The sequence below is a fragment of the Neorhizobium phenanthreniclasticum genome, from assembly GCF_040066075.1.
GTDB classification, from domain to species: domain Bacteria; phylum Pseudomonadota; class Alphaproteobacteria; order Rhizobiales; family Rhizobiaceae; genus Neorhizobium; species Neorhizobium petrolearium.
This window is the reverse complement of sequence record NZ_JBEAAL010000035.1, coordinates 1-23,812: the sequence shown is the minus strand read 5'-3', so window position 1 is coordinate 23,812 and position 23,812 is coordinate 1. Positions and strand designations below refer to the sequence as shown.

Below are 23,812 nucleotides of genomic sequence, written 5' to 3'. Positions count from 1 at the left end.
TTTTCATAGCGTTTTTCATAACGCCGACCTTAGGGACAGCTGATCAAAATTCCATTCCCTTTGCGCCGTCCGAGCGCGTATTGTCGCCGCCTGAACGTATTCGGAGAGCTATTGACTGTGCTGAAGGCCACGTGAGCAAGCCGCGGACGCCTGCTCGACAGCCTCTTTTCGGCACATTCCGTCGGCAATCGATAAAATTGCAAGAAATTCCTTAAGGCTTCGCGAGGGAGGTTCAGCGTATTGCTGTCGGCAGTGATTCAATTACCGGCACGACCATGACGGACGCTCGACTGAAATCCCGGCCTGTTCGGGAAGCATCAGGTCTCATTCCACGCCCAGCCTCCGAGCCGCTGACCTTCGGCGGCACGATCGGGCTTTTCGCGCCTGCTTGCGCCGGCACCAAGCCGTCCGGTCTCGCCGTGCTCTTCGCCAGCCCTTGGGGATTGGAGGAAATGTGCACGCGCAAGTTCTGGCGGATCATCTCCGAAAAGCTTGCCGATCGCGGTATCCCCAGCCTTCGCTTCGACTATCCCGGCACGGGTGACGCGCTGGATGGCGTGGATTTTAAGAATGGTCTTGGCGTCTGGTCCGACAGCCTCGTCGCGGCGGGCGCTCATCTGAAGGCCCTTTCCGGATGCGAGCGCATTGCCGTCGTTTCGCAAGGTCTCGGTGCAGTCGTCGCCGCGAAGGCCGCTGAAAAGATCGAAGGTCTCGAAGCCATTGCCTATCTTGCGCCGGTCGTGTCCGGTCGGTTGCATGTCCGCGAACTTGCCGTCTGGTCCAGGGTGGTGGACGAGAATCTGAGCCTTCCCGAGGAGCAGCGACAGAAGGCGAGCGTCTCGATTGCGTCGCTGACGATGCCGGCCGAGGTCGCCGAGGAGGTTCGCAAGGTCAATCTGATGACGGCTGACCGGGTGCCGGCCCTGCGGACACTGGTTGTCGGAAGGGCCGATCGGCCCGCGGATCACGACTTCGCGACACATCTTCGCGGGCTCGGCGCCGATGTGACGGAGCAGGTATTCCAAGGTTACGAGAGACTGGTCTCCAATCCGGCGATTTCTAAACTACCGCTGCCGGTTGCGGAGAACCTGGTCGACTGGATCGCCGCGCTTCCCGTCGAGCCGCATTCCGTCAGAGAAAGCCAAAGGGCGGCAATTGCGCCGCTTGCCGGCGACGGCTTTGCCGAAACGCCCGTCCGGTTCGGCTCCAACAGCCGGCTATCCGGGGTTCTTTGCGAGCCGCTGCACGGGCGTGCGGGCGCGACGGTACTCTTTCTCACCTCGGCCTATGACCGGCATGCCGGCTGGGGGCGCACGACCGTAACAATGGCGCGGGCGCTTGCCCGGGCGGGTATCGCGTCATTGCGTTTCGATACTGCCGGTGCGGGCGACAGCCCGCCCGTGTCCGGACGGCCGGAACAGGTGCTCTATCATTCAAGCCAGAATGCCGATGTATCGGAAGCGATCGATTTCCTCGAAGCCCGCAGGTTGACGCCGGTGGTTACATCCGGCCGCTGCAGCGGCGCCTATCTCGGTTTCCAGGCATCGCTTGTCGAGCCGCGTATCGCCGGCGATGTCTCGGTCAATCCGGCTGTCTTCCGCTGGCGTCCCGGCCGGTCGGTCGAGGATGCGATCATCAACGGTACGCGCAGCCTCGACGATTACGGCAAGCGCGCCCTCAGGGTAGAGACGTTCAAGCGGATTTTGAAGGGCGAGGTCGATGTCCTCGCCGCAGTCCGCAACATCGTCAAGGGTATCGGCAGCCGGATCAGGAACAAGCTCCTACACGTTTTCCGCGCCGTTCTCCCCGAGGGGCGGGCGATCTATGGCGCTTTTCGTGCGCTTCACCAGCGTGGCATGCCGGTTTCACTGATCTACAGTGAGAACGATCTTGGCCTCGAACAATACGATTTCTATTTCGGTCGTGACGGGTCGGGTCTCTCGCGCTTTCCGAATGTATCGTCGACGATCATTCCTGACGCGGATCATAACCTGACGCCGGATCACGCTCGCGAGATTTATCTCGACACGTTGAGGAAGATGGCTTTTCGCTTCGCTCCGGCGGTCGATACCAACCGGTCAGAAACGCGCGACGCGGTTGCTGCCGAGTGAACGAACCGTGCCGCCCGGCCGCCCGGCGGCTCCGGGCAAGGCTTCAAGCTGCACCCGTTTCGGTGCGTTCGGCGCAAGATGGAACCAGTTGTCGCCGGCACGGTAGCCCAGGGCATCGATACTGACCGACTGTGCAAAACAATCCGTCGAAAGCTGCAGCCAGAAGGCACCGTCATCCTCCTCCAGCGATGTTGAAAAGCCGGCATCATGCAGCGCCTTCGCGCGTCCCAGCGGAAAATGAAAGGCCTCGGCGATCAATTCGCTTGTTTCGGCATGTTTGAGCCGGGCAACGGTCACATCATGAGAGGGCGGGCCGAAACGATAGGCATAATTGGCATCGAAGAAAGCGCCGAAGAGATCGACACAGGCAAGGCTTTCGCTGCCGCGGGCGGGAAGTGTCAGTTCACGGCGGCCGGAAACCACCGGTATCCTGCCGTCGCGCAGGCAGGTGACTTCGAGCACGACCGGCAGGGTACCGCCGGTTTCGTTCAACAGGTGCAGGTCCAGCCCGTTGGTGCCCTCGTCGGCGAAGATGATCTGTACCGGCCGGAAGGCGCGTTTCAGCGCATGCCAGGCGGATTTCGGCCGTCCGTCGACGTCGACCACGCCCCAACCCGGTCCTTGCATGACGTCCTGGAGGGTGAAGACGAGCGCGCCGTTGCAGGTGGAACCCGGCCGTCGCCATTCGGCAAAGGTCGCCTCCATCACCTCGCCGGTCACGGCGCGGGAAAGGGCAAGATAGCGACCGAAGTCACCATTCCGAAGCTCTTGGGGATCGACGCCATAGAACTCGCCGAGGTAATGATCGCGTACATCCTCGAAATCCCAGTCGACGCCGGCATCGCGCGGAATGCCGGCCTTGCTGCCCTGGAGCGTTTCCGTGGCGGAAAGATTGGAGAAGGCGAGGCATTCGGCCGCGAAACGGACATTTGCCCGGCGTGCATCTTCAATCGGGCGCTTGTAGGCACCGACGCCGTAATAGTGCGCCACACCCGCATTGGGATAGAAGGGCAGTGCGCCGCCGGACGGAGAATTGGCAATGTATGGCAGATCGGGTCTATGTTCGCCGGCGAGGCCCGCCAGGGTTTCTTCGCAAAGCGGGCCTTTCCAGATGCGTTCCGGCAGTCCCAGCATCGCACCCTGCTGATAGATTTCGCTGCCGCCACAGAGGACCACGAGCGACGGCGACACCTGCGTCGCAGCCAGGAATTGCTCCACTTCCTTTTTCACGTGAATCACAAAATCCGGATCGGCAGCCGGATAATCGAAATTGGCGAACATGAAGTCCTGCCAGACCATCAATCCCAATTCGTCGCAAAGCGCGAAGAAATCCGGGCTTTCGTAGGTGGCGATACCGGGAATGCGGATCATGTTCATGCCCGCGTCCTTGGCGAGCCTGAGCCAAGGCTCATAGCTTTCGCGGTCGCCCGGCAGTTTCACGATATCCGCAGACGTCCAGACCGCGCCGCGGCAGAAGATTTTCTCTCCATTGACGATCAGTGCGAAGTCGTTGCCGTCTTCGCCGCGATCGACGGAAACAGTCCGGAAACCGGTCCGGGCAAGCGGAAATCTCTCGCCGTCAATCCGCAGCGTCACGTCATGCAGCGCAGGCTCGCCATGGGTATGCGGCCACCAGGGTTTTATGTCGGGCAGGCGCAGTTCGGCGGAATATTTTCCTTCAGCAAACCCGAAGGATACTTCCTGCCCGTCGCAGACCAGACGGAAATCGCGAGCCGGACCCTCGTACGCGCAGCAGACTTTGAGAACGCCTTCTCCACCCCGGAGCGTGGCTGAGAAGCGGAGATCGGAAATCCGCTTTCTGACTGCTCTGATCAATGAAACCGGTCGCCATGGACCGGCCGCCTGCACGTCCGGGCACCAGCCGGACATGAAGCCGAGCGCGGTGGTGCGGATGAGGCGAAGGCCCTGGTTGTTCATCAGCCGCGGCCGCCAGCGGGCGCGGGGGCCGCTCATTTCCAGATGCGGTTTCAGCGCCCGAAAACAGATCGACAGCGTTTCGCGGCCAGCGAGGTTCACGGGCACGTCGTGGCTTTCGAACATGCTTTTGGAAGACAGGATCAGGCGATCGTCGAGAAAAACCTCGGCCACCGTCGCAAGCCCGGCGAAGCGCAAAATTACCGGCCCCGGTGTTTCTCCCGCCAGGGAGCGGCGATACCAGACGTCACTGTCGATCAGGGGTTCGGGATCGTCGCGGTCGAAACGGCCGGCCGCCTCCAACGCTGCGGCCACCGTGCCGGGCACGATTGCCGGAATGTTCTCAGGCATCGAAGGGAGATCGCTTGGCAGGGCGTAGGCACCGGGTTCGGTCAAAACCAATGACCAGTCCTCGTTAAGAAGGCTGGTCTCAACACCGATCAGCGAAAGAGCTCTCACGCCGCCTCGCGGTTCTCGGTTGCCGTCAGCGCCAGGTCGGCCATCAGCACGTCCCAGGCCTCGATAGCCGGGTCGAGCGCGGTTGCCAGCGGCGAGAATTTCTTCCGGGTCACCGCGCGGGCAAGCTGGAACTGGGTCGATTTCGCGACTTCCGCGATCTTCAGCGCCTGTTGCCGGGCTTCCGCAAAGGCCCGACCGTTCAGCCAGGCAAGATGGCTGGCCAGCAGCTCGAAATTCGCACCGACCTGCCTCAGGGTGTTGAAGGCGTATTTGTGGAAGAAGCCGAAATCCCGCTCCGCCACACGCTCCACCTGCGCCGGGAAGACATCCGCGAAGGCGCGGATAGGGTTTTCCTCGGGTTGCCGGGCGTAGTGATGGCGCAGCAGCTTCCACGCCGTCTCGCGGATATCCCGGATATCGGGGTAGGCCGCGGGAAACTTGGCAAATTCCGTGTAGGGCAGGAAGGGGAGTGCGTCAGTCCCGGCATCCATCTGGAACAGGCCTTCGAAATCCTCGCCGCCGAGCGTGAAGAAGCCGCCATTGTGGAAATAGTCGAGCTCATGCTTTTCGAGATCGAGCCGGTTGATCGCCACTGTCGTCTTGCCGTGTTCCTGGCGGTAGGTCACGCCGCGCGTATCCGGCAGGTAATAGCTGTCGAGTTCCATCAGCGCGAGCCTACCTCTGGCAATCTGCTCCGCTACATGCCGCTCCGGCCGGTCGAAGATCGCCAGCTCGGTTACCCGTATGCCGTAGAGCGTTTCAAGGTCCTCCAGCGGCACCTTGAAGAAGGTGAACTGGTCGCCCTCGAAATCCTGGGTCAAGGTGAAGCCCAGCATGGCTTCCGGCGGAAGGTTCTGTGCCGAAAGCACCTCGATCCAGAGATCGACATAGCAATTGGTTTCCGGCCACATGCGTTCCGCCGAGTGGAGCACATGCGGCATGTAGCTGGCCGGATCGAGGCCGGGGAAGACCGATGTCATGGCATCAGCCCCACAGGACGGCGCGAACGCTTTCCGGCCACGCCTTCACGTCGAGGCCGTGGGTGTGGAAGAGCGCCAGCGCGATGCGCTCCAGGCCGAAGCCGACGCAGGCGGTGTGCGCCGTCGAGCCGTCTTCCAGGTAGAGGCCCCATTTCGTGCCGAACGCGTCCTGATGGTAGTTGAAGCTCATGCAGGCGGTCGGTTTGGCGGTCGAGGTGATCGGGATCAGCAACTCGAACTTCAGGTTCTGATCGCGCTGGTTATTCACCAGCATTTTCCCCGCACGCCCGAAGAACGGATCGTTGGCCACGTCGATCGTCACGTCGAGACCGACCGACGTCATCATCTCGACGCCGCGGTCCATCCAGCGCTGGCGGAAGTCCGTCACATGCTGTTCGGTCCCCATGCAGACATATTCGCGCATGCGGAAAAGCTGCTGGCGGGCCGGATCCTTCGAAGGTTCATGGCGGAAGCAATAGCTCTGCAGGTCGTAGAGGCCGCCGGATTTCGGCAGCTTGCCGCGGCGTGCGACCGTCGGGTAGAGCGGGTAGCAGGCGGCCGGCGTCAGTACGATATCGGTCGCCTCCTGGCCTTTGGTCCAGTCTTCGCCCACTTCCATGCATTTCAGGAGGCTCATGTGGTCGAGCTCGCTGCCGCAGAAGGAATGCACCGTGCCGGCAAGCTGCGGGAAGCTCTTCATATAGCCGCTGGTTTCGAAGAATTCGCGGTTCATGCCCGGCGGAAAACGCATGGCCTCGGCACCATCGGCGCCGCCCACCCTGTCGATCAGTCGCTCGAAAGCGGCGATGACGTCCTCGAACTGGCCGCTTCGGCCGTAAAGACCGTCGACGCCGGTCTCGATCAGAAGGCCTGCATCGAACAGGCGGTCGAGAAAGGAAACTTGCATGTCCATTGGCTTCACCTCAATCAATTCATTTGAAGGGCAATTCATTTGACGAAGTGGGCGTCAGCCGAGAAGGCTGGTGTCCGGTTTCTGCACGAGCAACATGGTCGACGTGTTGCCGAGGATGCGGTCGTTGGAGATCATCAACTGGGCGGAATGGGCATCGCGCAGGTGCCTGCCGAGGCTGTAGGGCGTGCCGTTCTTGTAGCCCATGATGCCGCAGATGATCATCGCCTGGTTGATGATCGTCAGGATCGTCTCGGAGGAGGCGAGCTTGACGTTGTTCATGGCGATCGAGAACGCCATGGAGGAAAGCTGGTCCGGATCCGCCTTGGCATCCTCGTAGGCCCTGAGGCCCGAGAGGATGTTGGCCTTCAGGAGCTGCAGCAGGTTCGAGGCCTCGGCCAGCCGCAACGCGCCGGGCGGCTGCGAGCCGCCCGCCTTGCGGGCGGCGGCGCGCACGAAGGCCTGGGCGCGAAGCACCGCATCGGCGGCGATACCGTACCAGACGGCGCTCCACAGCAGGTGGGAGCTTGCGAGCATGGACTGTGCGGCGATTTCGGCGAAAGGCTTCGGGAAGACCTGTGCCGCGGGCGCCTCGCCCTTGAAGATGAAACCATCCGAGCAGGTGCCGCGCATGCCGAGCGTATCCCAGTCGACGGTCTTTTCGAGCATATACTGGCTCTTCCTGAAGACGGTCATCACCTGATCGCCCGGAGCCGCGTCCGCACGGGCGCGGGAGGTGACCATGATCGCGTCGGCGTGCTCCCCGTAGGAAATCACCGTCGCATCCTTGGTCAGCCGGCAGGTGTCGCCGTCGATCTCGATGGCGCAGATGGAATTGCGCAGGTTTCCGCCGATGCCGGCCTCCGTCGTCGCCGAGGCGACGAGAAGCTGGCGAGCGCAAAGCTCGCGCATGAAATCCCTGTGCCATTCGCTCTCGGCACCGTGCTCGACAAGGCTCGAAACCTTGATCTGGTGCATGGCGAAGACCATGGCGCTCGCGGCACAGGCCTGTCCCAGAATGGAGCAGATCTCCGCGAGCTCCTGCGTCGTCGCACTCTCGCCGCCGAAGGCTGCGGGGATCTGGATGCCGAGCAGGCCTTCGGCCTTCATGGCATCGACGGCTTCCTTCGGGAAGCGGCCTTCGCGGTCGACGGAATCGGCGAAATCGGCGGCCACCCTCGCCACGCGATGGGCGCGTGCGCCGAGGCTCATATCGGTTGCGACAGCGGCAAGGCTCATCACGCGGCCTCTTTGGCTTTCAGGATGTGGGATACCGTCTGCTCGATCGCCGAGATGCTGGCAAAGGACTTGCGGTTCAACAGGTTGTCCGGAAACTCGATGTCGAAGGCCTCTTCGAGGCCCAGCATGAGCTGCACGGATGCAAAGGAAGAAAGGCCCGCCGCATAAAGATCGGCGCCATCTTCCAGCTCGGTCACGGCGACCGGCAGATTGCCCAGTTTCGCCAGCAGTTCGCGAATGGTCTCGTTCATCTCGACGTCTCCCGATAATTGGAACTCAAGCGTTCATCGCTGGCGGGATGTTTAGGCCGGAAAGCATAAGATTCCGGTAAGAAACATGCTGAAAATCGGGCTGCGGGATTCGCTAAAATCCAATCGATCGGCATCTGTCCGAACTGGCTTGACAGGAGGGCTGCTCCGGTTTCTGATGTCCGGATTCACCAGGGGGGTCCCGGCAAGGGGCTGAGATACTGCTGGGCAATACGGCTTTGCCGATTGTGGCGCAGTGACCCGTTGAACCTGATCCAGTTCATACTGGCGTAGGGACGGTGCGGATGCTCACGGCTCAATGGCGGGATTCCCGCTCCGGCTCAAGGCGTTCTTCCATCATTCCAACACCGGACTGGGTCTCCAAACGTCAAACCTTGGAGCCTCAACCATGAATATCGCGACCACCAAGCTTACCCCGGTCGTCACCACCGGCCCGCTTCCCGCCTCGAAGAAGGTCCTGAAGCCCGGAGTCCTTCATCCCGACATCCGCGTGCCGATGCGCGAGATCGCGCTGCACCCGACCTCCGGCGAACCGCCGGTGACGGTCTATGACTCATCCGGTCCCTATACGGCCGAAGGCGCGACGATCAGCATTGAATCCGGCCTGCCGCGTCTTCGCGAAAGCTGGATCAAGGCCCGCGGCGACGTGGAGACCTATGAGGGACGCATCGTCAAGCCGGAGGACAACGGCTTCGTCACCGGCGATCGCCTGACGCCGGAATTCCCGGTCCGCAATGCTCCGTTGAAGGCGAAAGCAGGCCTGGCCGTCACCCAGCTCGCCTATGCGCGGGCCGGGATCATAACACCGGAAATGGAGTTCATCGCCATCCGCGAAAATCTCGGACGGCAGGCCGCCAAGGAAGCACTTGCCCGCGATGGCGAAAGTTTTGGTGCGCACGTGCCAGACTTTGTGACACCGGAATTCGTGCGCCAGGAAGTCGCCGCAGGCCGGGCGATCATCCCCGCCAATATCAACCACCCGGAGACCGAACCGATGATCATCGGCCGGAACTTCCTGGTGAAGATCAACGCCAATATCGGCAATTCGGCCGTCACCTCGTCGATGGCGGAAGAGGTCGAGAAAATGGTCTGGGCGATCCGCTGGGGCGCCGACACGGTGATGGACCTCTCGACCGGCCGCAACATCCACAATATCCGCGAATGGATCATCCGCAATTCACCGGTCCCGATCGGCACCGTGCCGCTCTACCAGGCGCTCGAAAAGGTGAACGGCATTGCCGAGGATCTCACCTGGGAAGTTTTCCGCGACACGCTGATCGAGCAGGCCGAGCAGGGCGTCGACTATTTCACGATCCATGCCGGCGTCCGGCTTGCCTACATTCCGCTCACCGTCGACCGCGTCACCGGCATCGTCTCGCGCGGCGGATCGATCATGGCCAAGTGGTGTCTGCATCACCACAAGGAGAGCTTTCTCTACGAGCACTTTGAAGAGATCTGCGACATCTGCCGCGCCTATGACGTCTCCTTCTCGCTCGGCGACGGGCTGCGCCCCGGCTCGATCGCCGACGCCAACGATGCGGCGCAGTTCGCGGAGCTGGAAACGCTCGGCGAATTGACGCAGATCGCCTGGGCGAAGGACTGCCAGGTGATGATTGAAGGCCCCGGCCATGTGCCGATGCACAAGATCAAGGAAAACATGGACAAGCAGCTGAAGGTCTGCGGCGAAGCGCCGTTCTATACGCTTGGGCCACTGACGACCGATATCGCGCCGGGCTATGACCACATCACGTCCGGCATTGGTGCGGCGATGATCGGCTGGTTCGGCACGGCCATGCTCTGCTACGTCACGCCGAAGGAACATCTCGGCCTGCCGGACCGCGACGACGTCAAGGTCGGCGTCGTCACCTACAAGATCGCCGCGCATGCGGCCGATCTTGCCAAAGGGCATCCCGCCGCTCGCATCCGCGACGATGCGCTGTCGCGCGCCCGGTTCGAGTTCCGCTGGGAGGACCAGTTCAACCTGTCGCTCGATCCGGAAACGGCGCGCAATTTCCATGACGAGACGCTGCCGAAGGAGGCACACAAGGTGGCGCATTTCTGCTCCATGTGCGGTCCGAAATTCTGCTCCATGCGGATTTCGCACGACATCCGTGCCGAAGCGCAGAAGGAGGGGCTGGAGGCGATGGCCGCGAAATACCGCGACGGCGGCGACCTCTACATGCCGGTCGGAAAGGATTGATGCATCAAAGCCTCCGCCGATCTTCCGGCGGAGGTATTCCTCATTGCTGTGCTTGACCTGAGGATTCAAGCACATGCCCGCCCCCTCTTGGCCTCATTTAGCGTTTGCTGGGCAGCAGGCCGTCGATCTAACCGAAGCGGGCTTGTTTGAGGAAGCCGGTGCGTCGATCCGATCTCCCCCACTTGAGGGGAGGGCTATCGCATATGGGAATCGAGCATGCTGCCCGCTTCATCATTCCACGGAAGCCATAGCATGTTTGTCATATGCAATTCCCCTGCACTTGAGGGGGAGATGCTCGGCAGGGCAGAGGGGGGTGTGGTGAGGCAAATCAAGGCATTGACAGAAGCCGGCAGAGAAAATCACTCCCTTTCATCCCCGCCTTCTTGCGTCATGCCTAGAATTGCCCCGCTTCCGTTGCCGGAGTGTTTCGCGAGACGTTCGCGGGCAGGCGGGAGCCGGCGCTTCCATCGGAACCGTAACGTGCGGGAAAGGTGGAAGAGGTGAAAGCCATGGAGCGCATGTCGAAAGGCGGTTGCTCCTATCAAGCCTCCCCCTGGCCGCCGGGTCAGGTTCGGTTGAGCCGTGCAAGTGGTGAGCCTGTCCCGAAAAGACGGGCGTGAACGAGACCACGCAGCGAGGCGAGATGATCATCTGTAGGGGCTGGACACCCCGAGAGAACGCCGAAGGCCACGCGAATGCGGAGCCACTTTATACAATTCCAATGAGGTTCCGCATTCGTGTGGGCTCTCCGAGATCTCAAGACACGGGCAGAATCAGTCGCGTGAGGGATGAGCCGTGTCATTTCGGAGGATAGATATGCTCCTCGCCGCGGAAATCGCTGACGGAGTAGCAGCCGCCTTCGCGGCGGATCGCGCTTTCGCCGATTGCCGCCTTGCCGTGGCCGCCCGGAATGTCGAGCACATAGGTCGGCTGGCAGAGGCCGGAGATTTTCCCACGTAAGGCCGAGACGATTTTCTGGCCTTCCTCAATGTCCAGCCGAAAATGGCCCGTGCCCGGCGCCAGATCGGGATGATGCAGGTAATAAGGTTTGACCCGCGCTTCGACGAAGGCTTTCATCAACTCGCCCAGGACCGCCGGATCGTCGTTGACGCCGCGCAGAAGCACCGTCTGGCTTACCATCGGGAAACCTGCATCGACCAGCCGCGCGCAGGCGGCGCGGGCGGTCTGCGTCATCTCGCGCGGATGATTGGCATGCAGCGCCACATAGACCACCTTGCCGCTGTCCTTCAGCGCTTCGATCAGTTCCCCGTCCACGCGGTCCGGTTCGACAACCGGTACGCGGGTGTGGAAGCGCACGATCTTCACATGCGCAATGTCCGCAAGCCCCCGCATGATGGCGACAAGCCGGCGCGGCGAAAGCACCAGCGGGTCGCCGCCGGTGAGGATCACTTCCCAGATTTCCGGATGCTCGCGGATATAGGTGAGCGCGGCGGCCAACTCTTTCGGCGAAAGCGTGCCGTCGCCCTCGGGACCGACCATTTCACGGCGGAAGCAGAAGCGGCAATAGACCGGGCAGATATGCACCGCCTTCAGGAGCACACGGTCCGGATAGCGATGCACGATACCCTTGACGGGGCTGTGCGCGTGATCGCCGATCGGGTCGGCGCGTTCGTCCGGCGTCGCGAGCAATTCGTCGGGATCGGGGACGAACTGCCGGGCAATCGGATCGTTCGGATCACCCCTGTCGATCAGCGATACAACGGTTGGCGTCAGCGCGATTGCGTAGCGGTCCGCAACGGCGCGGATGACGTCGAGCTTTCCGGGCTCGACCAGGCCGGCGGCTATCAACTCTTCCGGCGTTTTCAATGAGCGGGCTGCTGTCACGAAAAGACCTCCGCGACCGGCGCCCACATCACCTGTTCGACGCGGGAGGCACCCGTCGCCAGCATGGCGAGCCGGTCGAAGCCGAGGGCCGCGCCGCTTGCATCCGGCATGGCCGCAAGTGCTGCGAGAAAATCCTCGTCGATCGGATAGCGCTCGCCATAGATGCGGGACTTCTCGGCCATCTCGTGCTCGAAGCGGCGGCGCTGTTCGCCGGCATCGGTCAGTTCGCCGAAGGCATTGGCAAGCTCGACACCGCAGGCATAGAGTTCGAAACGTTCCGCCACGCGCGGATCACGGGCGGAGGGGCGGGCGAGGGCCGCTTCCGAAACCGGGTATTCGCAAAGGATTGTCGCACGGCTCTGTCCCAGATGCGGTTCGATCTTCTCCACCAGCACCTTGCTGAAGAGATCGGCCCAGGTGTCGTCTTCGGCAAAGCGAATTCCGGTCCGCTTCAAGCCAGCCGCCAGCAGATCGCGGTCGGTTTCGCCATTTGCGGCGACGGAGGCGAGGAGGTCGATGCCCGCATATCGTTCGAACGCCTCCGCGAGCGACAGGCGCTCTGGCTCGGCAAAGGGATCGACCTCCATGCCCCGGAAGATGAAACGATCCGTCCCGGTGGTCTCCGCGGCAAGCGCCAGCATGTCGGCGCAGTCGGCCATGAGCTGTTCATAGCTCTCGCCGGCGCGATACCATTCCAGCATGGTGAATTCCGGGTGATGCAAGGCCCCACGCTCGCGGTTACGGTAGACATGCGCAAAGGTGAAGATCCGCTTCTCGCCGGCCGCCAACAGCTTCTTGCAAGCGAATTCGGGCGAGGTGTGCAGGTAGATCCATGCCCGTGCGCCGTCGATCGCGATTGCCTCCGTGGCAAAAGCATGCAGATGTGTCTCGTTGCCTGGCGAGACCTGCAGCGTGGCCGTATCGACTTCGACGAAATCCCGTTCGCCGAAAAATCCGCGCAGCGCCGCCTGGATCGCATTGCGTCCCATCAGGAAGGGCCGGCGGTCCGCGTGGTTTGCCTGCGTCCACCAGGGCGAGCGGGATATGGCGGGTCTGGATGAGCTCATTTACGGCTTTCTTCGCCGGTTCTTCCCGGCAAGGCTTCCACTTTGCGCGGTTTTGGAGTAGTTCCGGCCGGAAAACAGATACTCGATCACGAGGGCCGTCTTGCGGGCTGGTTACCGCCCGGTCCTCTACGATGCATTTTCGGCAGTTACAAGCCAGTACGCACCATAAGGAATATCATGGTCAAGGTCATCGCCTCCTCCGTCCGCAAGGGCAACGTCCTCGAAGTCGACGGCAAGCTCTATGTCGTTCTCACCGCCCAGAACTTCCATCCCGGCAAGGGCACGCCCGTCACCCAGGTCGACATGCGCCGCATCGTCGACGGCGTGAAGGTGTCGGAGCGCTGGCGGACCACCGAGCAGGTCGAGCGCGCCTTCGTGGAAGACGTGAACTTCCAGTATCTCTACGAAGACGGCGAAGGCTTCCACTTCATGAACCCGGAGAGCTACGACCAGGTCGTGGTCGATGCGGAGACGATGGGCGATCAGAAAGCCTATCTTCAGGAAGGCATGACCTGCATCCTTTCCATGCATGAAGGTGTGGCGCTGGCTCTGCAGCTGCCGCGCCACGTCACGCTCGAGATTGTTGAAACCGAGCCGGTCGTGAAGGGTCAGACGGCCTCGTCGTCCTATAAGCCGGCCATTCTTTCCAACGGCGTCCGTACCATGGTCCCGCCGCATATCGATGCCGGCACCCGCGTGGTCATCGCGACGGAAGACAATTCCTACGTCGAACGCGCCAAGAGCTGATCGTCCCCGGCCCGTCGGCCCATGATAAAAAACCTCCGGAGCGGCTGCTCCGGAGGTTTTTTGTTGGTGCGCCAGGCATGGCGCGTGGTGCGAGAGCACCGTTTGGCCGGGCTGGTATCCGGCCGATGACTTTGAGGTGCAAGTCCTCTGCAGGCCCTGGTGATGGGAACTGTTAGCTGAACAGCAAGGGCGTTGCCGCGAGGTAGGGTCTGAAGGAAGCTGCAAGCAAAATGCCGGCCTGACGAACAGGAAGCGCATATGAGGCGTCCGCATCCGGGCGAGGGAGCCAACAGACCCGAAGCCCGATATCACCCGGAGGATGCGGCCGTAGATGCGACAGGTATATGGCATGAAGGTCACGCGTCTTACCCTGGGAGACCTGTCGATCTGCCCCTGGAAACAGGTGGGCTACCGGCGTCGAGAGGCGTCGGGATGGGGCGGCAGGGGACAGCAGAAGCCGTAGTAGCCGGACCAAGCGGCGAAGGGCTGAACATGGAGTGCGGGACGGAGATCGGTCTTTCGATGGTGAGAACAGGTGCAGAAGTTGGGGCTGAGATGCCCTGTGCCCAAGCTGAGAGTAGCGGCCGGAAGCCGCGAGGGCAGGCATTGGGTGCATCCGACACCACGGCAGGACTGTTAGCCTCTCGACCGGAGGCGAATGAGCGACTGATGGAGACGATCCTCAGCCGCGAGAACATGATGGCGGCTTACCGTCGGGTGGTGGCGAACAAGGGTGCGCCGGGCATCGATAAGATGTCTGTCGAACAACTGAAGCCATACCTTGCGGAGCATTGGCCGCGTATCAGGGAAGACTTGCTGGCGGACTGTTACAGGCCGGCGCCGGTGCGCGGGGTGGAAATCCCCAAGCCCGGCGGCAAAGGAATGCGTCAACTAGGCATTCCGACCTGCCTCGATAGGCTGCTCCAGCAGGCGATGCATCAGGTGCTGATGCCGATCTTCGACCCGGACTTCTCGGCCTCCTCCTACGGCTTCCGGCCGGGGCGGAGCGCTCACGACGCGGTGCTCGCCGCCCGGTCACATGTGGCCGGTGGTCGCCGTTTTGTGGTCGATCTTGATCTGGAGAAGTTCTTCGACCGAGTAAACCACGATGCTCTGATGGCACGCGTGGCACGCAAGGTCACCGACAAGCGGGTGCTGCGACTGGTCCGCCGCTACCTGCAGGCTGGGTTGATGACGGGTGGGATCGAAACGGTACGCAGCGAAGGGACCCCGCAAGGCGGTCCGCTTTCGCCGCTGATGTCGAACATTCTGCTCGATGACCTCGACAAGGAACTGGAGCGACGCGGCCATGCCTTCTGCCGCTACGCCGACGACTGTAACGTCTATGTGCAGTCGCAGCGTGCCGGCGAGCGGGTTATGGCCTCGCTCACCCGCTTCCTTGCCGAACGGCTGAAGCTCACGGTCAACGGTGCCAAAAGCGCCGTGGACCGACCGTGGAAGCGCACGTTCCTTGGCTACACCATGACCTTCCACAGGGCGCCGCGTCTACGGATCGCGGCGTCCAGCGTGGCGCGGTTCAGGGGGAAGCTGAAGGCTGCCTTTCGTGCCGGGCGCGGTCGCGCCCTCGGCGCCACCGTCAAAGACCTCACCCCGATCCTGCGCGGCTGGATGGCCTATTTCCGGCTGACCGAAGGCAAGGGGATCCTGGAGGAGCTTGATGGTTGGTTGCGGCGCAGGTTGCGCTGTATCCTATGGCGGCAATGGAAACGGCCACGTACTCGGTGCATGCGGTTGGTGCAGCGCGGCCTGACGGAGCAACGGGCACGTGACTCGACCAGTAATGGTCACGGTCCTTGGTGGAATGCCGGGGCCAGCCACATGAACGATGCCTTCCGTAAGGCCCTCTTCGACCAACTCGGGCTGATTTCTTTACAACGGGAACTGCACCGCCTAAACCACGCTTCATGAACCGCCGTGTACGGAACCGTACGCACGGTGGTGTGGGAGGAGGGATGCCGTAAGGCCCCTCCTACCCGATTCATCAGTATATCAGCGGAATCTATTTCTTCACGACAACAGAGGCGACCTTGGCATCCGTCTTGCCGAAGGCATAGCCGCCGCCGATCGCGACGTTGAGGGTGACATAGTCCTGTGCGACCTGCTGCACAGCCTGGGCAAGGCTCGCCTGCGCGGTCGAGACCTCGCGCTGCGCGTCGAGCACGTCGAGCAGCGAGGATGCGCCGTCACGATAGCTTGCAGTCGCGAGCTGCAACGCTTCCTGATAGGACTTCACCGTCGCCTGGTAGGCTTCGACCGTGCGGCGGTCGCGAGCCACGGCGGCAAGCGCGTTCTCGACCTCTTCGACTGCATCGAGAACGGTCTGCTTCCAGGCAAGATAGGATTCTCGTGCCGACGATTCGGCAATCTTCACATTGCCCCTCAGGCGGCCGCCGTCAAAGATCGGCAGGCTGAGCTGCGGACCGAAGGACCAGCCGAGAACGCCGCTCTCACCGGCAGAGATTCTGGTGTAGGACGGCGTGATCGAACCGCCGAGCGTGATGGACGGATAAAGCTGCGCTTCGGCCACGCCGATCTCGGCAACGGCCGAGGCGAGTTGCCGTTCGGCAGCGCGAATGTCCGGGCGGTTGCGGATAAGATCAGCGGGGATGCCTGCTCTTGCATTGAAGCGGGCGACCGGCTGGCGGGCACCTTTTTGAAGTTCAGCAACGAGGGAGGATGCCGGCAATCCAAGCAACGTGGCGATGCGATGGGTGGCGCGGCGGAACTGGGTCTCGAGGCCCGGAATTTCCGCGATCGTTGAATTGACGAGACCTTCCGACTGGACGACGTCGAGTCTGGAGGCCGCCCCAGCTTCGAGCTGAAGCTTGGTGAGGTTCAATGTTTCCCGCCGCGAATCGAGGTTCTGCCGAGCGATCGCGAGGCGCTCCTGATAATAGCGGACGTCGATATAGGCAGACGCGACCTGTGACAGAAGCGTCAGCCTCGCCACGTCTGCGCTGGCATAGGCAGCGTCGAGACTTGCGAGCGCCGATTCCTTGGAGCGGCGATAAAGGCCGAAAAGATCGAGGAACCAGGACGCAGTCAAATCGCCGCTGGCCGTCGTCTGAGGACCGGACGACGACGGGCTCAGCGGCCCTCCAATGTCCTCACTGCCGCTTCGGCTTGCAGAGGCTCCAAGGTCCAGGGCAGGCAGCCCGCCGGCACCTGCAACGATGACATTGGCCTGTGCGGCATTGATTCGTTCCAGAGCCTGGAGAACGTCGAGGTTCTGCCCAAGGCCCGTCTGGATATAGCCATTCAGGCGGCTGTCATTGAAGGCGGTCCACCAGGCAACCTGCGACACGTCACCGTTGCTGGCAGCGCCGGCCTCGCCGAACTTTCCCGGCAGGGAGATTTCCGGCGGCGTGTGATCGGGACCGACGACGCAACCCGAAAGCAGAAGCGCGGTGATAAGAGGAGCAACAACTCGAGTGGATAGCATTTTTCTGTCCCAGTGCCCTAAACGCTTGGAAGTCAGACATTCATGCCGCTTCCGATTGCTCCGTCAGGAGCGATTCGATTGTTCCTGACGGTATTAGAAGACTAAATCCGTTAACGACGTAATCCTTATGCTACGCTTTTTCACGGTTTGATAACCGTCTAACGACAACAAAGAAGGAGGGAACGAAGAAAATTCCGAGGAGTGTTGCAGAAAGCATACCACCCAGCACTCCGACGCCGATCGCGTTCTGCGCCGAGGAGCCGGCTCCCGTGGCTATGGCGAGCGGAACAACACCCAGAATGAAAGCAAGCGACGTCATGATGATCGGCCTCAGACGCAGGCGAGCCGCTTCGAGTGTCGCTTCCACAAGGCCCATGCCCCCCTGCTGTCGATCCTTGGCAAATTCGACGATCAGAATCGCATTCTTCGCCGCCAGACCGATGGTCGTCAGAAGGCCGACCTTGAAGTAAACGTCGTTCGACTGCCCGAGAAAGTGCGCCGCGGTCAGTGCCCCGAGCACGCCGATGGGAACCGCGAGGATAACCGAGAAGGGGATCGACCAGCTTTCGTAGAGCGCTGCGAGGCACAGAAAGACGATCAGGACCGACAGCGCGTAAAGCATCGGCGCCTGCGAGCCAGAAAGCCGCTCCTGATAGGAAATTCCCTGCCATGCTACCGAATAGCCGCCCCCCATCTCGGATACCAGGCGTTCCACTTCGTTCATGGCGTCGCCCGAGCTCACACCTGGTGCGGCCGACCCCTCCATGGAGAAACCCGTGACGGCGTTGAAGGCAGAAATGGAAGGCAGGCCGTTGATCCAGGTTGCTTCCGTGAAGGAGGAAAACGGAACCATCTCGTTGTCGGAATTGCGGGCATCCCAGTATTTCAGATCCTCCGCCTGCATGCGGTAAGGCGCATCCGCCTGCACATAGACCTTCTTAATCTTGTTGTTCAGCGTGAAGTCGTTCACCCGGCTGCCGGCGAAAATGGTCGTCAGCATGGAATTGACGTCGGAAATCGAAACTCCCATGGCGCTCAGCTTCTCCTGGTCCAGCAACAGCTTTACCTGGCTTTCCTGATCGCGGTCGTTGCTGCGCATGGCGGTGATCTTGTTGCCGCTGTTGGCGGCCTGCACGAGTTGTTTGGACGCCGTCACGAGGGCTTGCGAGCCGTGATTGCCGCTATCGACCAGATACATGGAGAAACCGCTGGAGTTGCCCATGCCCTGAATTGCCGGAGGAAGCAGCGGGAAGACCTGGGCTTCGCGGATCGTGAAGAAATAGCCCATGGCGCGCTGAACGATGGCGCCTGCAGCGAGCTTCGGGTCCTGACGTTCGTCGAAATCCCGAAGGCTCGCAAAAACAAGGGCGTTGTTCTGGCCGGAGCCCGTGAAGCTGAAGCCGTTTACCGCGAAGACGTCCTGGACGCCTTCCTTTTCCTGGTCGAGATAATAGTTTTCGACCTTCTCGATCACCTCGGCCGTCTGGGCACTGGTTGCGCCATTCGGCAGCTGGATGATTGTCATCAACACGCCCTGGTCTTCCTGCGGGAGGAAGGAGGAGGGAAGTCGCGTGAAGAACCAGGCACATCCCCCGATCACGATGGCGAACATGATCATCACGCGCAGCGGACGCTTCAGGAGGTAACCCACGGAGCCCACGTAGCCATGCGTGGTCCGGTCGAAACCCCGGTTGAACCAGGCGCCGATCCCTCGCCCCTTCTTATCATGGTCGATCGGTTTCAGCATCGTCGCGCAGAGGGCGGGCGTGAGCACAATGGCGACCACAGCCGACAGGAGCATCGCCGACACGATCGTCACGGAGAACTGCCGGTAGATGATGCCGGTGGAACCGCCGAAAAATGCCATGGGAATGAAGACGGCGGTCAGCACGAGCGCAATGCCTATGATCGCGCCGGTGATTTCCCCCATCGATTTCTCGGTGGCTTCGAGCGGTCCGAGTCCTTCCTGCGCCATGATTCGTTCGACGTTTTCCACCACCACGATGGCGTCGTCCACCAGAAGACCGATGGCGAGGACCATGGCAAACATGGTCAAGGTATTGATCGAGTATCCCGTCAACGCCAGAATGCCGAAGGTTCCCAGCAAGACGACCGGTACAGCGATCATCGGAATGAAGGTTGCCCGGAGATTCTGCAGAAATACCAGTAGGACCACGAAGACGAGCACAATGGCCTCGATCAGCGTGTGGACCACCTTTTCAATGGACAGCGATACGAAAGGCGTGGTGTCGTAGGGATAGATGATCTTCACGCTTTGCGGGAGGGCCGGTGCGATCTCGGCGAGCTTGGCCTTGACGCGGTCCGCCGTATCAAGCGCATTCGCGCCCGTTGCCAGGTTGACTGCGAAACCCGAAGCGGGCTGGCGATTGGAGCGGGAACTGGAGGAATAGCTCTCCTGGCCGATCTCGACGCGCGCCACATCGCTGAGGCGCACGTTGGCGCCACTGGTGTCGACCTTGAGGATGATTCGTTCGAATTCCGGCACGGTGGTCAGCTGGCTCTGGGCCGTCATGGTGACGTTGATCTGCTGGCCTTCGACGGACGGCAGGCCGCCTACCGACCCTACCGAGACCTGAGTGTTCTGGATCTGGATGGCCGATGTGACGTCTGCGGGTGTCAGCTGGAATTTTCTGAGCTTGAACGGGTCGAGCCAGATTCGCATCGAATAGGCCGAACCAAAGGAGTTGATGCTGCCGACGCCTTCCAGGCGTTTCACCTGATCTTCGATCTGGGTCGAGAAGATGTCGCCCAAATCGGCGGAAGATCGCTTGCCATCGGTGGAAACGAGTGCACCGACGAGCAGAATGCTGGATGTCGATTTGGTGACCTCGATACCCAGATCCTGGACGATGGACGGCAGTTGCGACGTCACGAGCTGCAGCTTGTTCTGGACCTGCACCTGGGCAATGTCGGCATCGACACTGTTGTCGAAGGTCAGCGAGATGCTGGCCTGCCCGGTCGTGGAGGAGGAGGTCATATAGGTGAGGCCATCCAGGCCAGTCATGCCGTCCTCGATGATCTGCGTCACCGTTTTCTTAACCGTGTCGGCACTGGCGCCCGTATAGGAAGCGGAGATGCGCACGGTTGGCGGGGCGATTTCCGGATATTGTGAAATCGACAAGGTATTGATGGCGAGAACGCCGCCGAGCATGATGACGATGGAGATGACCCATGCGAAGATCGGCCGCCGAATGAAAAAAAGGGACATGATCTAGTTCCTGATCCCGATGTTGCCGAACAAGCCGCGAGACATCACGACTTCGGCGTCGGGGCATCGCCGACGACCGGTTTCTCTATGACGAAGCCCTTGGAATCAATCTCCGCAGGAACGGGATTGACGGTGGCGTTATCGGTGATCCACTGGAGGCCATCAACGATGAGTTTGTCTCCGTCGCTCACGCCGTCGGTGACCAGCCAGTTGTTGCCGGAAAGCTGGCTGCTGCGGAAAGTGCGCGTTTCGACCTTGTTGTCGGCGGTCACGAACTGCGCCGTGAGTTCGCCATTGGCGTTCCGGCTGGCCGCGCGCTGGGGAATGAGATAACCCGTTTCCCTGCCAACGGTGATGGTGGCGCGCACAAACATGCCCGGCAGGATGAGATTGTCGGGATTGTCGAACAGGGTGCGGATGGAAACGGTGCCGGTGGTCGTGCTGACCGCCATTTCGGACATATCGAGCTTGCCGATGTGGGGATAATCGGAGCCGTCCTCCAAGGTGAGGCGGATTTGGGTTATCTCGTCATTTTCCTTGCGGTCAAGGTTTCCGGCAGCGATGGTCGTCCTCAGACGCCGCAGATTCACGCTTGATTCGTTCAGCTCTATATAGATCGGGTTGATCTGGCGCAGGGTCATCAAAGCATCGGTCTGGCTTGCTGTGACGACGTTGCCGACCGAGAATCGGGTGGCCGAGGTGACCCCGTCGAAAGGCGCACGGACTTCGGTCAGGCCGAGATTGATCTGAGCTGTCTGCAGAGCCGCGCGAGCCTCTGAAACAGAGGCCCTGGCTTGAAGCAGTGTCGTGCGAGCGTCCTCATATTCCTTTTGCGAGGCGCCGCTATTGGCCAGCCGCTCGTAACGTTGAAGATTGGCCTCGGCCGCCGGCACGCTCACCTCCGAACGCTCCAATGCGGCCTGGGCCTCGGCTACCGAGGCGAGATAGGTGTCGTCCTCGATCTTGTAGAGAAGATCGCCGGCTTTCACGAAGCTGCCTTCCTTCACCGCAATCTGCTTGATCACCCCGCCGACGCGCGGCCGGATGTCGGCCGACTGGAAGGCTGCCGCACGGCCGGAAAGAACCGTCGTGAGCGGCTGTTCGGATTTCTGCAGGGTCACGACGCTGACCGGCTGCGGCGGTCGTTGCGGAGCTCCGCCTGCGGATTGCTGTTGGCCAGAATCGCTGCAAGCCGCAAGAGCTGCAGAAAACAGCAGTGGTAGAATCAGTTTGCGTCCGATCATGGCGTCATCCAAGGCAAGGCGTTTGGGTAATCGCCACGGCAGACGATATGTGCCGGGGCGAAGGACGGAGAAGGTACCCCGTCTTGAGTGGTCAGAACAGTGGTGGTCGAAAGAAGAATTCGGCCAACGGTCTGCGGTGGGGAAGTGACGTAAGTTAAAAATCGTCACTTTACAAGCGGATTTTGCAACGCAGCATTCACAAGTCCAGTGAGGCCGTCACATCGGTCATAAAGTTCGGCCTCGTCGGACTTGGCCAGAAGAACAGGATGGAGCACGCTCGCAAAAGCGGCTGCGACATGCCGACTTATCGCGTGCGGGTTGGTACATTTGTACGCACCGCTCGCTACGCCCTGGCGGATGAGATCGGTAAAGAGGGACTCGATCAGTTCCTTGTAATGCTGCCCGCTCGGCAGATCGGCTTCGGACATCAGAAAGATCATCTCGAAGAGGAAAGGGTTTTCGCGGATGTCCTGAAGATGTGCCTCCATCAGCTTGCGCACGACGATCGCAAGCCGCTCGGGCGCCGGAGCGGGTTCGTCAAGCGTCCCGAATCGCCCGATCATGCGGCTGATATGCCGGTCACAGATGGCATCCGCCAGCGCTGCCTTCGAGTGAAAATGCTTGAAGATATTGGCCGGCGACATCGAAAGCGCCTGGGCGACATCGGCGATCGAGCATTTGGCGATGCCGCGTTCGCGGAAAAGGATTTCCGCCGTGTTGAGGATGTCCTCCCGCGTCTCTTCCGCTTTGCGCCTTGGCCTTCGCACTCTCACCTCTTTAAAAATCGGACGGATTTCCCGATCAACGCGTGCTGAAATAGGGCTCCAGGTTCTTCCGGACCCGATCAAGCACTGTCGCACTGCCGGTGTCCGCAACGAAGGTGTTTCCCGTGATCGTCTCGTAAGCTGAGCGGTAGACCCTGGCGGTCTCCTCGATCAGTTCCGGCGGTATCGGCGGGATCTCGTCCTTGTAGGGATCGCAACGCTCGACCACCCAGGCCCGGATAAAGTCCTTGTCGAAACTCTTTGGCCGGGTGCCTTTCTCAAAAGCCTCCCGATAGCTGTCGGCGATCCAGTAGCGGCTCGAGTCCGGCGTATGGATCTCATCGGCGAGGATGATGTTGCCGTCGGCATCCGTGCCGAATTCGTATTTGGTGTCGACGAGGATGAGGCCGTGTTTTTCCGCCAGTTCCTGGCCGCGGGCGAAGAGCGCAAGCGCGTATCGAGACAGAGTTTCCCATTGCTCCGCCGTCAGAAGACCGCGGTCGACGACTTCCTTCGGCGTCAGTGGTTCGTCATGGCCACCGTCAAAGGCCTTGCTGGTCGGCGTGATCACCGGTTCAGGAAGAACCTGATTATCCTTCAATCCGTCCGGAAGGTGGAGCCCGTACATGGCTCGCTCACCTTTCTTGTAGAGGGTGAGGAGCGACGTGCCCGTTGTGCCGGCAAGATAGCCCCGGACGACGATCTCGACCGGCAGGATATCGAGCCGTTTGCCCACGACCACATTCGGATCGGGGTAGGTGAGCACATGATTCGGGCAGATGTCGCCAGTCGCCTCGAACCAGTAGCGTGCGGTCTGGGTCAGCACCTGGCCCTTGTCGGGGATCGATGTCAGGATGCGATCGAAAGCGCTTAGGCGATCCGTGGCGATGATGATGCGGCGGCCGTCCGGCAGATCGTAATTCTCCCGAACCTTGCCGCGGTAATGGTTCGGCAGTTCGGGAATGAAGGCATCGGTAAGAACGCGCACGGGAAACCACTTTCCTGAGAGTTTTCGCAGTTCTTTTGCTATCGCATGTTTTGACGCGGCCGCACAAGAACGGTCGGACGTGGCAGCTTGCCGCTTCGATTTCTCCATCCAGCGAGGGGTGCGTTCCGCTGCCAGACTGTTAACTTCCGTTAACGGTTGGAATGAGGCTCAACTTTCTAATTCTCCAGATTTTTCAGTGTGTTGTAAGATTTTTCAATTTTTCCGATTCAATTCAGTTGACTTCATCTTGGGTGAGCTTCTATAAGCCGTGTCACTGACGAGGGCGGCGGCGCTGCTGGCGACGAAGTCCTTTGTTCTGGAGAAATCCTTAAGCATTGGCGACTGCTGATTGTGGGCCGGGT

Annotated in this window: 17 protein-coding genes and 1 riboswitch; of the genes, 5 read left to right on the top strand and 12 right to left on the bottom strand. The window is 61.1% G+C overall.

The features are described 5' to 3' along the window. The first annotated feature begins 275 nt into the window (after nt 1-275). Entirely contained in the window at nt 276-2,111 is a 1,836-nt protein-coding gene (locus ABK249_RS29680) for an alpha/beta hydrolase family protein (protein ID WP_348864705.1), read from the top strand. Here ABK249_RS29680 and ABK249_RS29675 read toward each other — a convergent pair. From ABK249_RS29675 to ABK249_RS29655, 5 genes are read right to left on the bottom strand one after another with little or no spacing between them, the layout of a single operon-like run. Further along, the gene (locus tag ABK249_RS29675; protein WP_348864704.1) at nt 2,079-4,505 is read right to left on the bottom strand and encodes a glycoside hydrolase family 2 protein; all 2,427 of its coding nucleotides are present in this window, start codon (nt 4,503-4,505) and stop codon (nt 2,079-2,081) included. The two genes, ABK249_RS29680 and ABK249_RS29675, sit on opposite strands and share 33 nt — an antisense overlap. Continuing rightward, on the bottom strand, nt 4,502-5,485 hold the full coding sequence (locus tag ABK249_RS29670; RefSeq protein WP_348864703.1) for a DUF1839 family protein: 984 nt from the start codon (nt 5,483-5,485) through the stop codon (nt 4,502-4,504). The genes ABK249_RS29675 and ABK249_RS29670 overlap by 4 nt, the downstream gene beginning before the upstream one ends. Before the next feature lie 4 nt (nt 5,486-5,489). Then, nucleotides 5,490-6,398, bottom strand: coding sequence for an amino acid--[acyl-carrier-protein] ligase (locus ABK249_RS29665; protein WP_348864702.1), 909 nt, complete (start codon nt 6,396-6,398; stop codon nt 5,490-5,492). Between the two features lie 54 nt (nt 6,399-6,452). Further along, nucleotides 6,453-7,634 (bottom strand): acyl-CoA dehydrogenase family protein, encoded by a 1,182-nt coding sequence (locus tag ABK249_RS29660; RefSeq protein ID WP_348864701.1) that lies wholly within the window; start codon nt 7,632-7,634, stop codon nt 6,453-6,455. Continuing rightward, the gene (locus tag ABK249_RS29655) at nt 7,634-7,885 is read right to left on the bottom strand and encodes an acyl carrier protein (protein WP_037154331.1); all 252 of its coding nucleotides are present in this window, start codon (nt 7,883-7,885) and stop codon (nt 7,634-7,636) included. The genes ABK249_RS29660 and ABK249_RS29655 overlap by 1 nt, the downstream gene beginning before the upstream one ends. 180 nt (nt 7,886-8,065) lie before the next feature. Then, nucleotides 8,066-8,197, top strand: a riboswitch (TPP riboswitch). Nucleotides 8,198-8,291: 94 nt separating this feature from the next. Here ABK249_RS29655 and thiC point away from each other — a divergent pair. Continuing rightward, complete coding sequence (thiC, locus tag ABK249_RS29650) at nt 8,292-10,103, top strand: phosphomethylpyrimidine synthase ThiC (protein WP_037154333.1); 1,812 nt, start codon at nt 8,292-8,294, stop codon at nt 10,101-10,103. Between the two features lie 798 nt (nt 10,104-10,901). Here the strand turns inward: thiC and ABK249_RS29645 are convergent. Continuing rightward, the gene (locus tag ABK249_RS29645) at nt 10,902-11,948 is read right to left on the bottom strand and encodes a lysine-2,3-aminomutase-like protein (protein WP_348864699.1); all 1,047 of its coding nucleotides are present in this window, start codon (nt 11,946-11,948) and stop codon (nt 10,902-10,904) included. Further along, nucleotides 11,945-13,015: an EF-P lysine aminoacylase EpmA gene (gene epmA, locus ABK249_RS29640; RefSeq protein WP_348864698.1), complete on the bottom strand. Its 1,071-nt coding sequence runs from the start codon at nt 13,013-13,015 to the stop codon at nt 11,945-11,947. The genes ABK249_RS29645 and epmA overlap by 4 nt, the downstream gene beginning before the upstream one ends. A 177-nt stretch (nt 13,016-13,192) precedes the next feature. Between epmA and efp the strand changes: the two genes are divergently transcribed. The 3 genes from efp to ltrA all read left to right on the top strand — a co-directional run bounded on the left by efp (nt 13,193) and on the right by ltrA (nt 15,691). Next, the gene (efp, locus tag ABK249_RS29635; RefSeq protein ID WP_037154339.1) at nt 13,193-13,762 is read left to right on the top strand and encodes an elongation factor P; all 570 of its coding nucleotides are present in this window, start codon (nt 13,193-13,195) and stop codon (nt 13,760-13,762) included. A 331-nt stretch (nt 13,763-14,093) separates the two neighbouring features. Continuing rightward, nucleotides 14,094-14,225, top strand: coding sequence for a hypothetical protein (locus tag ABK249_RS29630; RefSeq protein WP_265105677.1), 132 nt, complete (start codon nt 14,094-14,096; stop codon nt 14,223-14,225). Between the two features lie 206 nt (nt 14,226-14,431). After that, complete coding sequence (ltrA, locus tag ABK249_RS29625; RefSeq protein WP_227702662.1) at nt 14,432-15,691, top strand: group II intron reverse transcriptase/maturase; 1,260 nt, start codon at nt 14,432-14,434, stop codon at nt 15,689-15,691. Between the two features lie 91 nt (nt 15,692-15,782). Here ltrA and ABK249_RS29620 read toward each other — a convergent pair whose 3' ends face one another. From ABK249_RS29620 to ABK249_RS29600, 5 genes are all read right to left on the bottom strand, one after another. Beyond that, the gene (locus tag ABK249_RS29620; protein WP_037146700.1) at nt 15,783-17,225 is read right to left on the bottom strand and encodes an efflux transporter outer membrane subunit; all 1,443 of its coding nucleotides are present in this window, start codon (nt 17,223-17,225) and stop codon (nt 15,783-15,785) included. Between the two features lie 130 nt (nt 17,226-17,355). Further along, nucleotides 17,356-20,454 carry an efflux RND transporter permease subunit gene (locus ABK249_RS29615; protein WP_348864697.1) on the bottom strand — a complete coding sequence of 1,033 codons (3,099 nt, stop codon included), beginning with the start codon at nt 20,452-20,454 and terminating at the stop codon, nt 17,356-17,358. Nucleotides 20,455-20,498: 44 nt separating this feature from the next. Further along, the gene (locus tag ABK249_RS29610) at nt 20,499-21,698 is read right to left on the bottom strand and encodes an efflux RND transporter periplasmic adaptor subunit (RefSeq protein ID WP_348864696.1); all 1,200 of its coding nucleotides are present in this window, start codon (nt 21,696-21,698) and stop codon (nt 20,499-20,501) included. 164 nt (nt 21,699-21,862) lie between these two features. Further along, nucleotides 21,863-22,465 (bottom strand): TetR family transcriptional regulator, encoded by a 603-nt coding sequence (locus ABK249_RS29605; RefSeq protein WP_348864695.1) that lies wholly within the window; start codon nt 22,463-22,465, stop codon nt 21,863-21,865. A gap of 34 nt (nt 22,466-22,499) precedes the next feature. Continuing rightward, nucleotides 22,500-23,450, bottom strand: a complete 951-nt coding sequence (locus ABK249_RS29600) for a phosphoribosylaminoimidazolesuccinocarboxamide synthase (protein ID WP_227704570.1) — start codon at nt 23,448-23,450, stop codon at nt 22,500-22,502. Between the last annotated feature and the right edge of the window lie 362 nt (nt 23,451-23,812).

Bases quoted from the DNA above. Each gene is read 5' to 3' on its own strand.
- ltrA (WP_227702662.1), top strand. From the start codon at position 14,432: ATGGAGACGATCCTCAGCCGCGAGAACATGATGGCGGCTTACCGTCGG.
- ABK249_RS29660 (WP_348864701.1), bottom strand. From the start codon at position 7,634: ATGAGCCTTGCCGCTGTCGCAACCGATATGAGCCTCGGCGCACGCGCC.
- efp (WP_037154339.1), top strand. From the start codon at position 13,193: ATGGTCAAGGTCATCGCCTCCTCCGTCCGCAAGGGCAACGTCCTCGAA.
- epmA (WP_348864698.1), bottom strand. From the start codon at position 13,015: ATGAGCTCATCCAGACCCGCCATATCCCGCTCGCCCTGGTGGACGCAG.
- ABK249_RS29615 (WP_348864697.1), bottom strand. From the start codon at position 20,454: ATGTCCCTTTTTTTCATTCGGCGGCCGATCTTCGCATGGGTCATCTCC.
- ABK249_RS29670 (WP_348864703.1), bottom strand. From the start codon at position 5,485: ATGACATCGGTCTTCCCCGGCCTCGATCCGGCCAGCTACATGCCGCAT.
- ABK249_RS29620 (WP_037146700.1), bottom strand. From the start codon at position 17,225: ATGCTATCCACTCGAGTTGTTGCTCCTCTTATCACCGCGCTTCTGCTT.
- ABK249_RS29610 (WP_348864696.1), bottom strand. From the start codon at position 21,698: ATGATCGGACGCAAACTGATTCTACCACTGCTGTTTTCTGCAGCTCTT.
- ABK249_RS29655 (WP_037154331.1), bottom strand. From the start codon at position 7,885: ATGAACGAGACCATTCGCGAACTGCTGGCGAAACTGGGCAATCTGCCG.
- ABK249_RS29630 (WP_265105677.1), top strand. From the start codon at position 14,094: ATGCGACAGGTATATGGCATGAAGGTCACGCGTCTTACCCTGGGAGAC.
- ABK249_RS29680 (WP_348864705.1), top strand. From the start codon at position 276: ATGACGGACGCTCGACTGAAATCCCGGCCTGTTCGGGAAGCATCAGGT.
- ABK249_RS29665 (WP_348864702.1), bottom strand. From the start codon at position 6,398: ATGGACATGCAAGTTTCCTTTCTCGACCGCCTGTTCGATGCAGGCCTT.
- thiC (WP_037154333.1), top strand. From the start codon at position 8,292: ATGAATATCGCGACCACCAAGCTTACCCCGGTCGTCACCACCGGCCCG.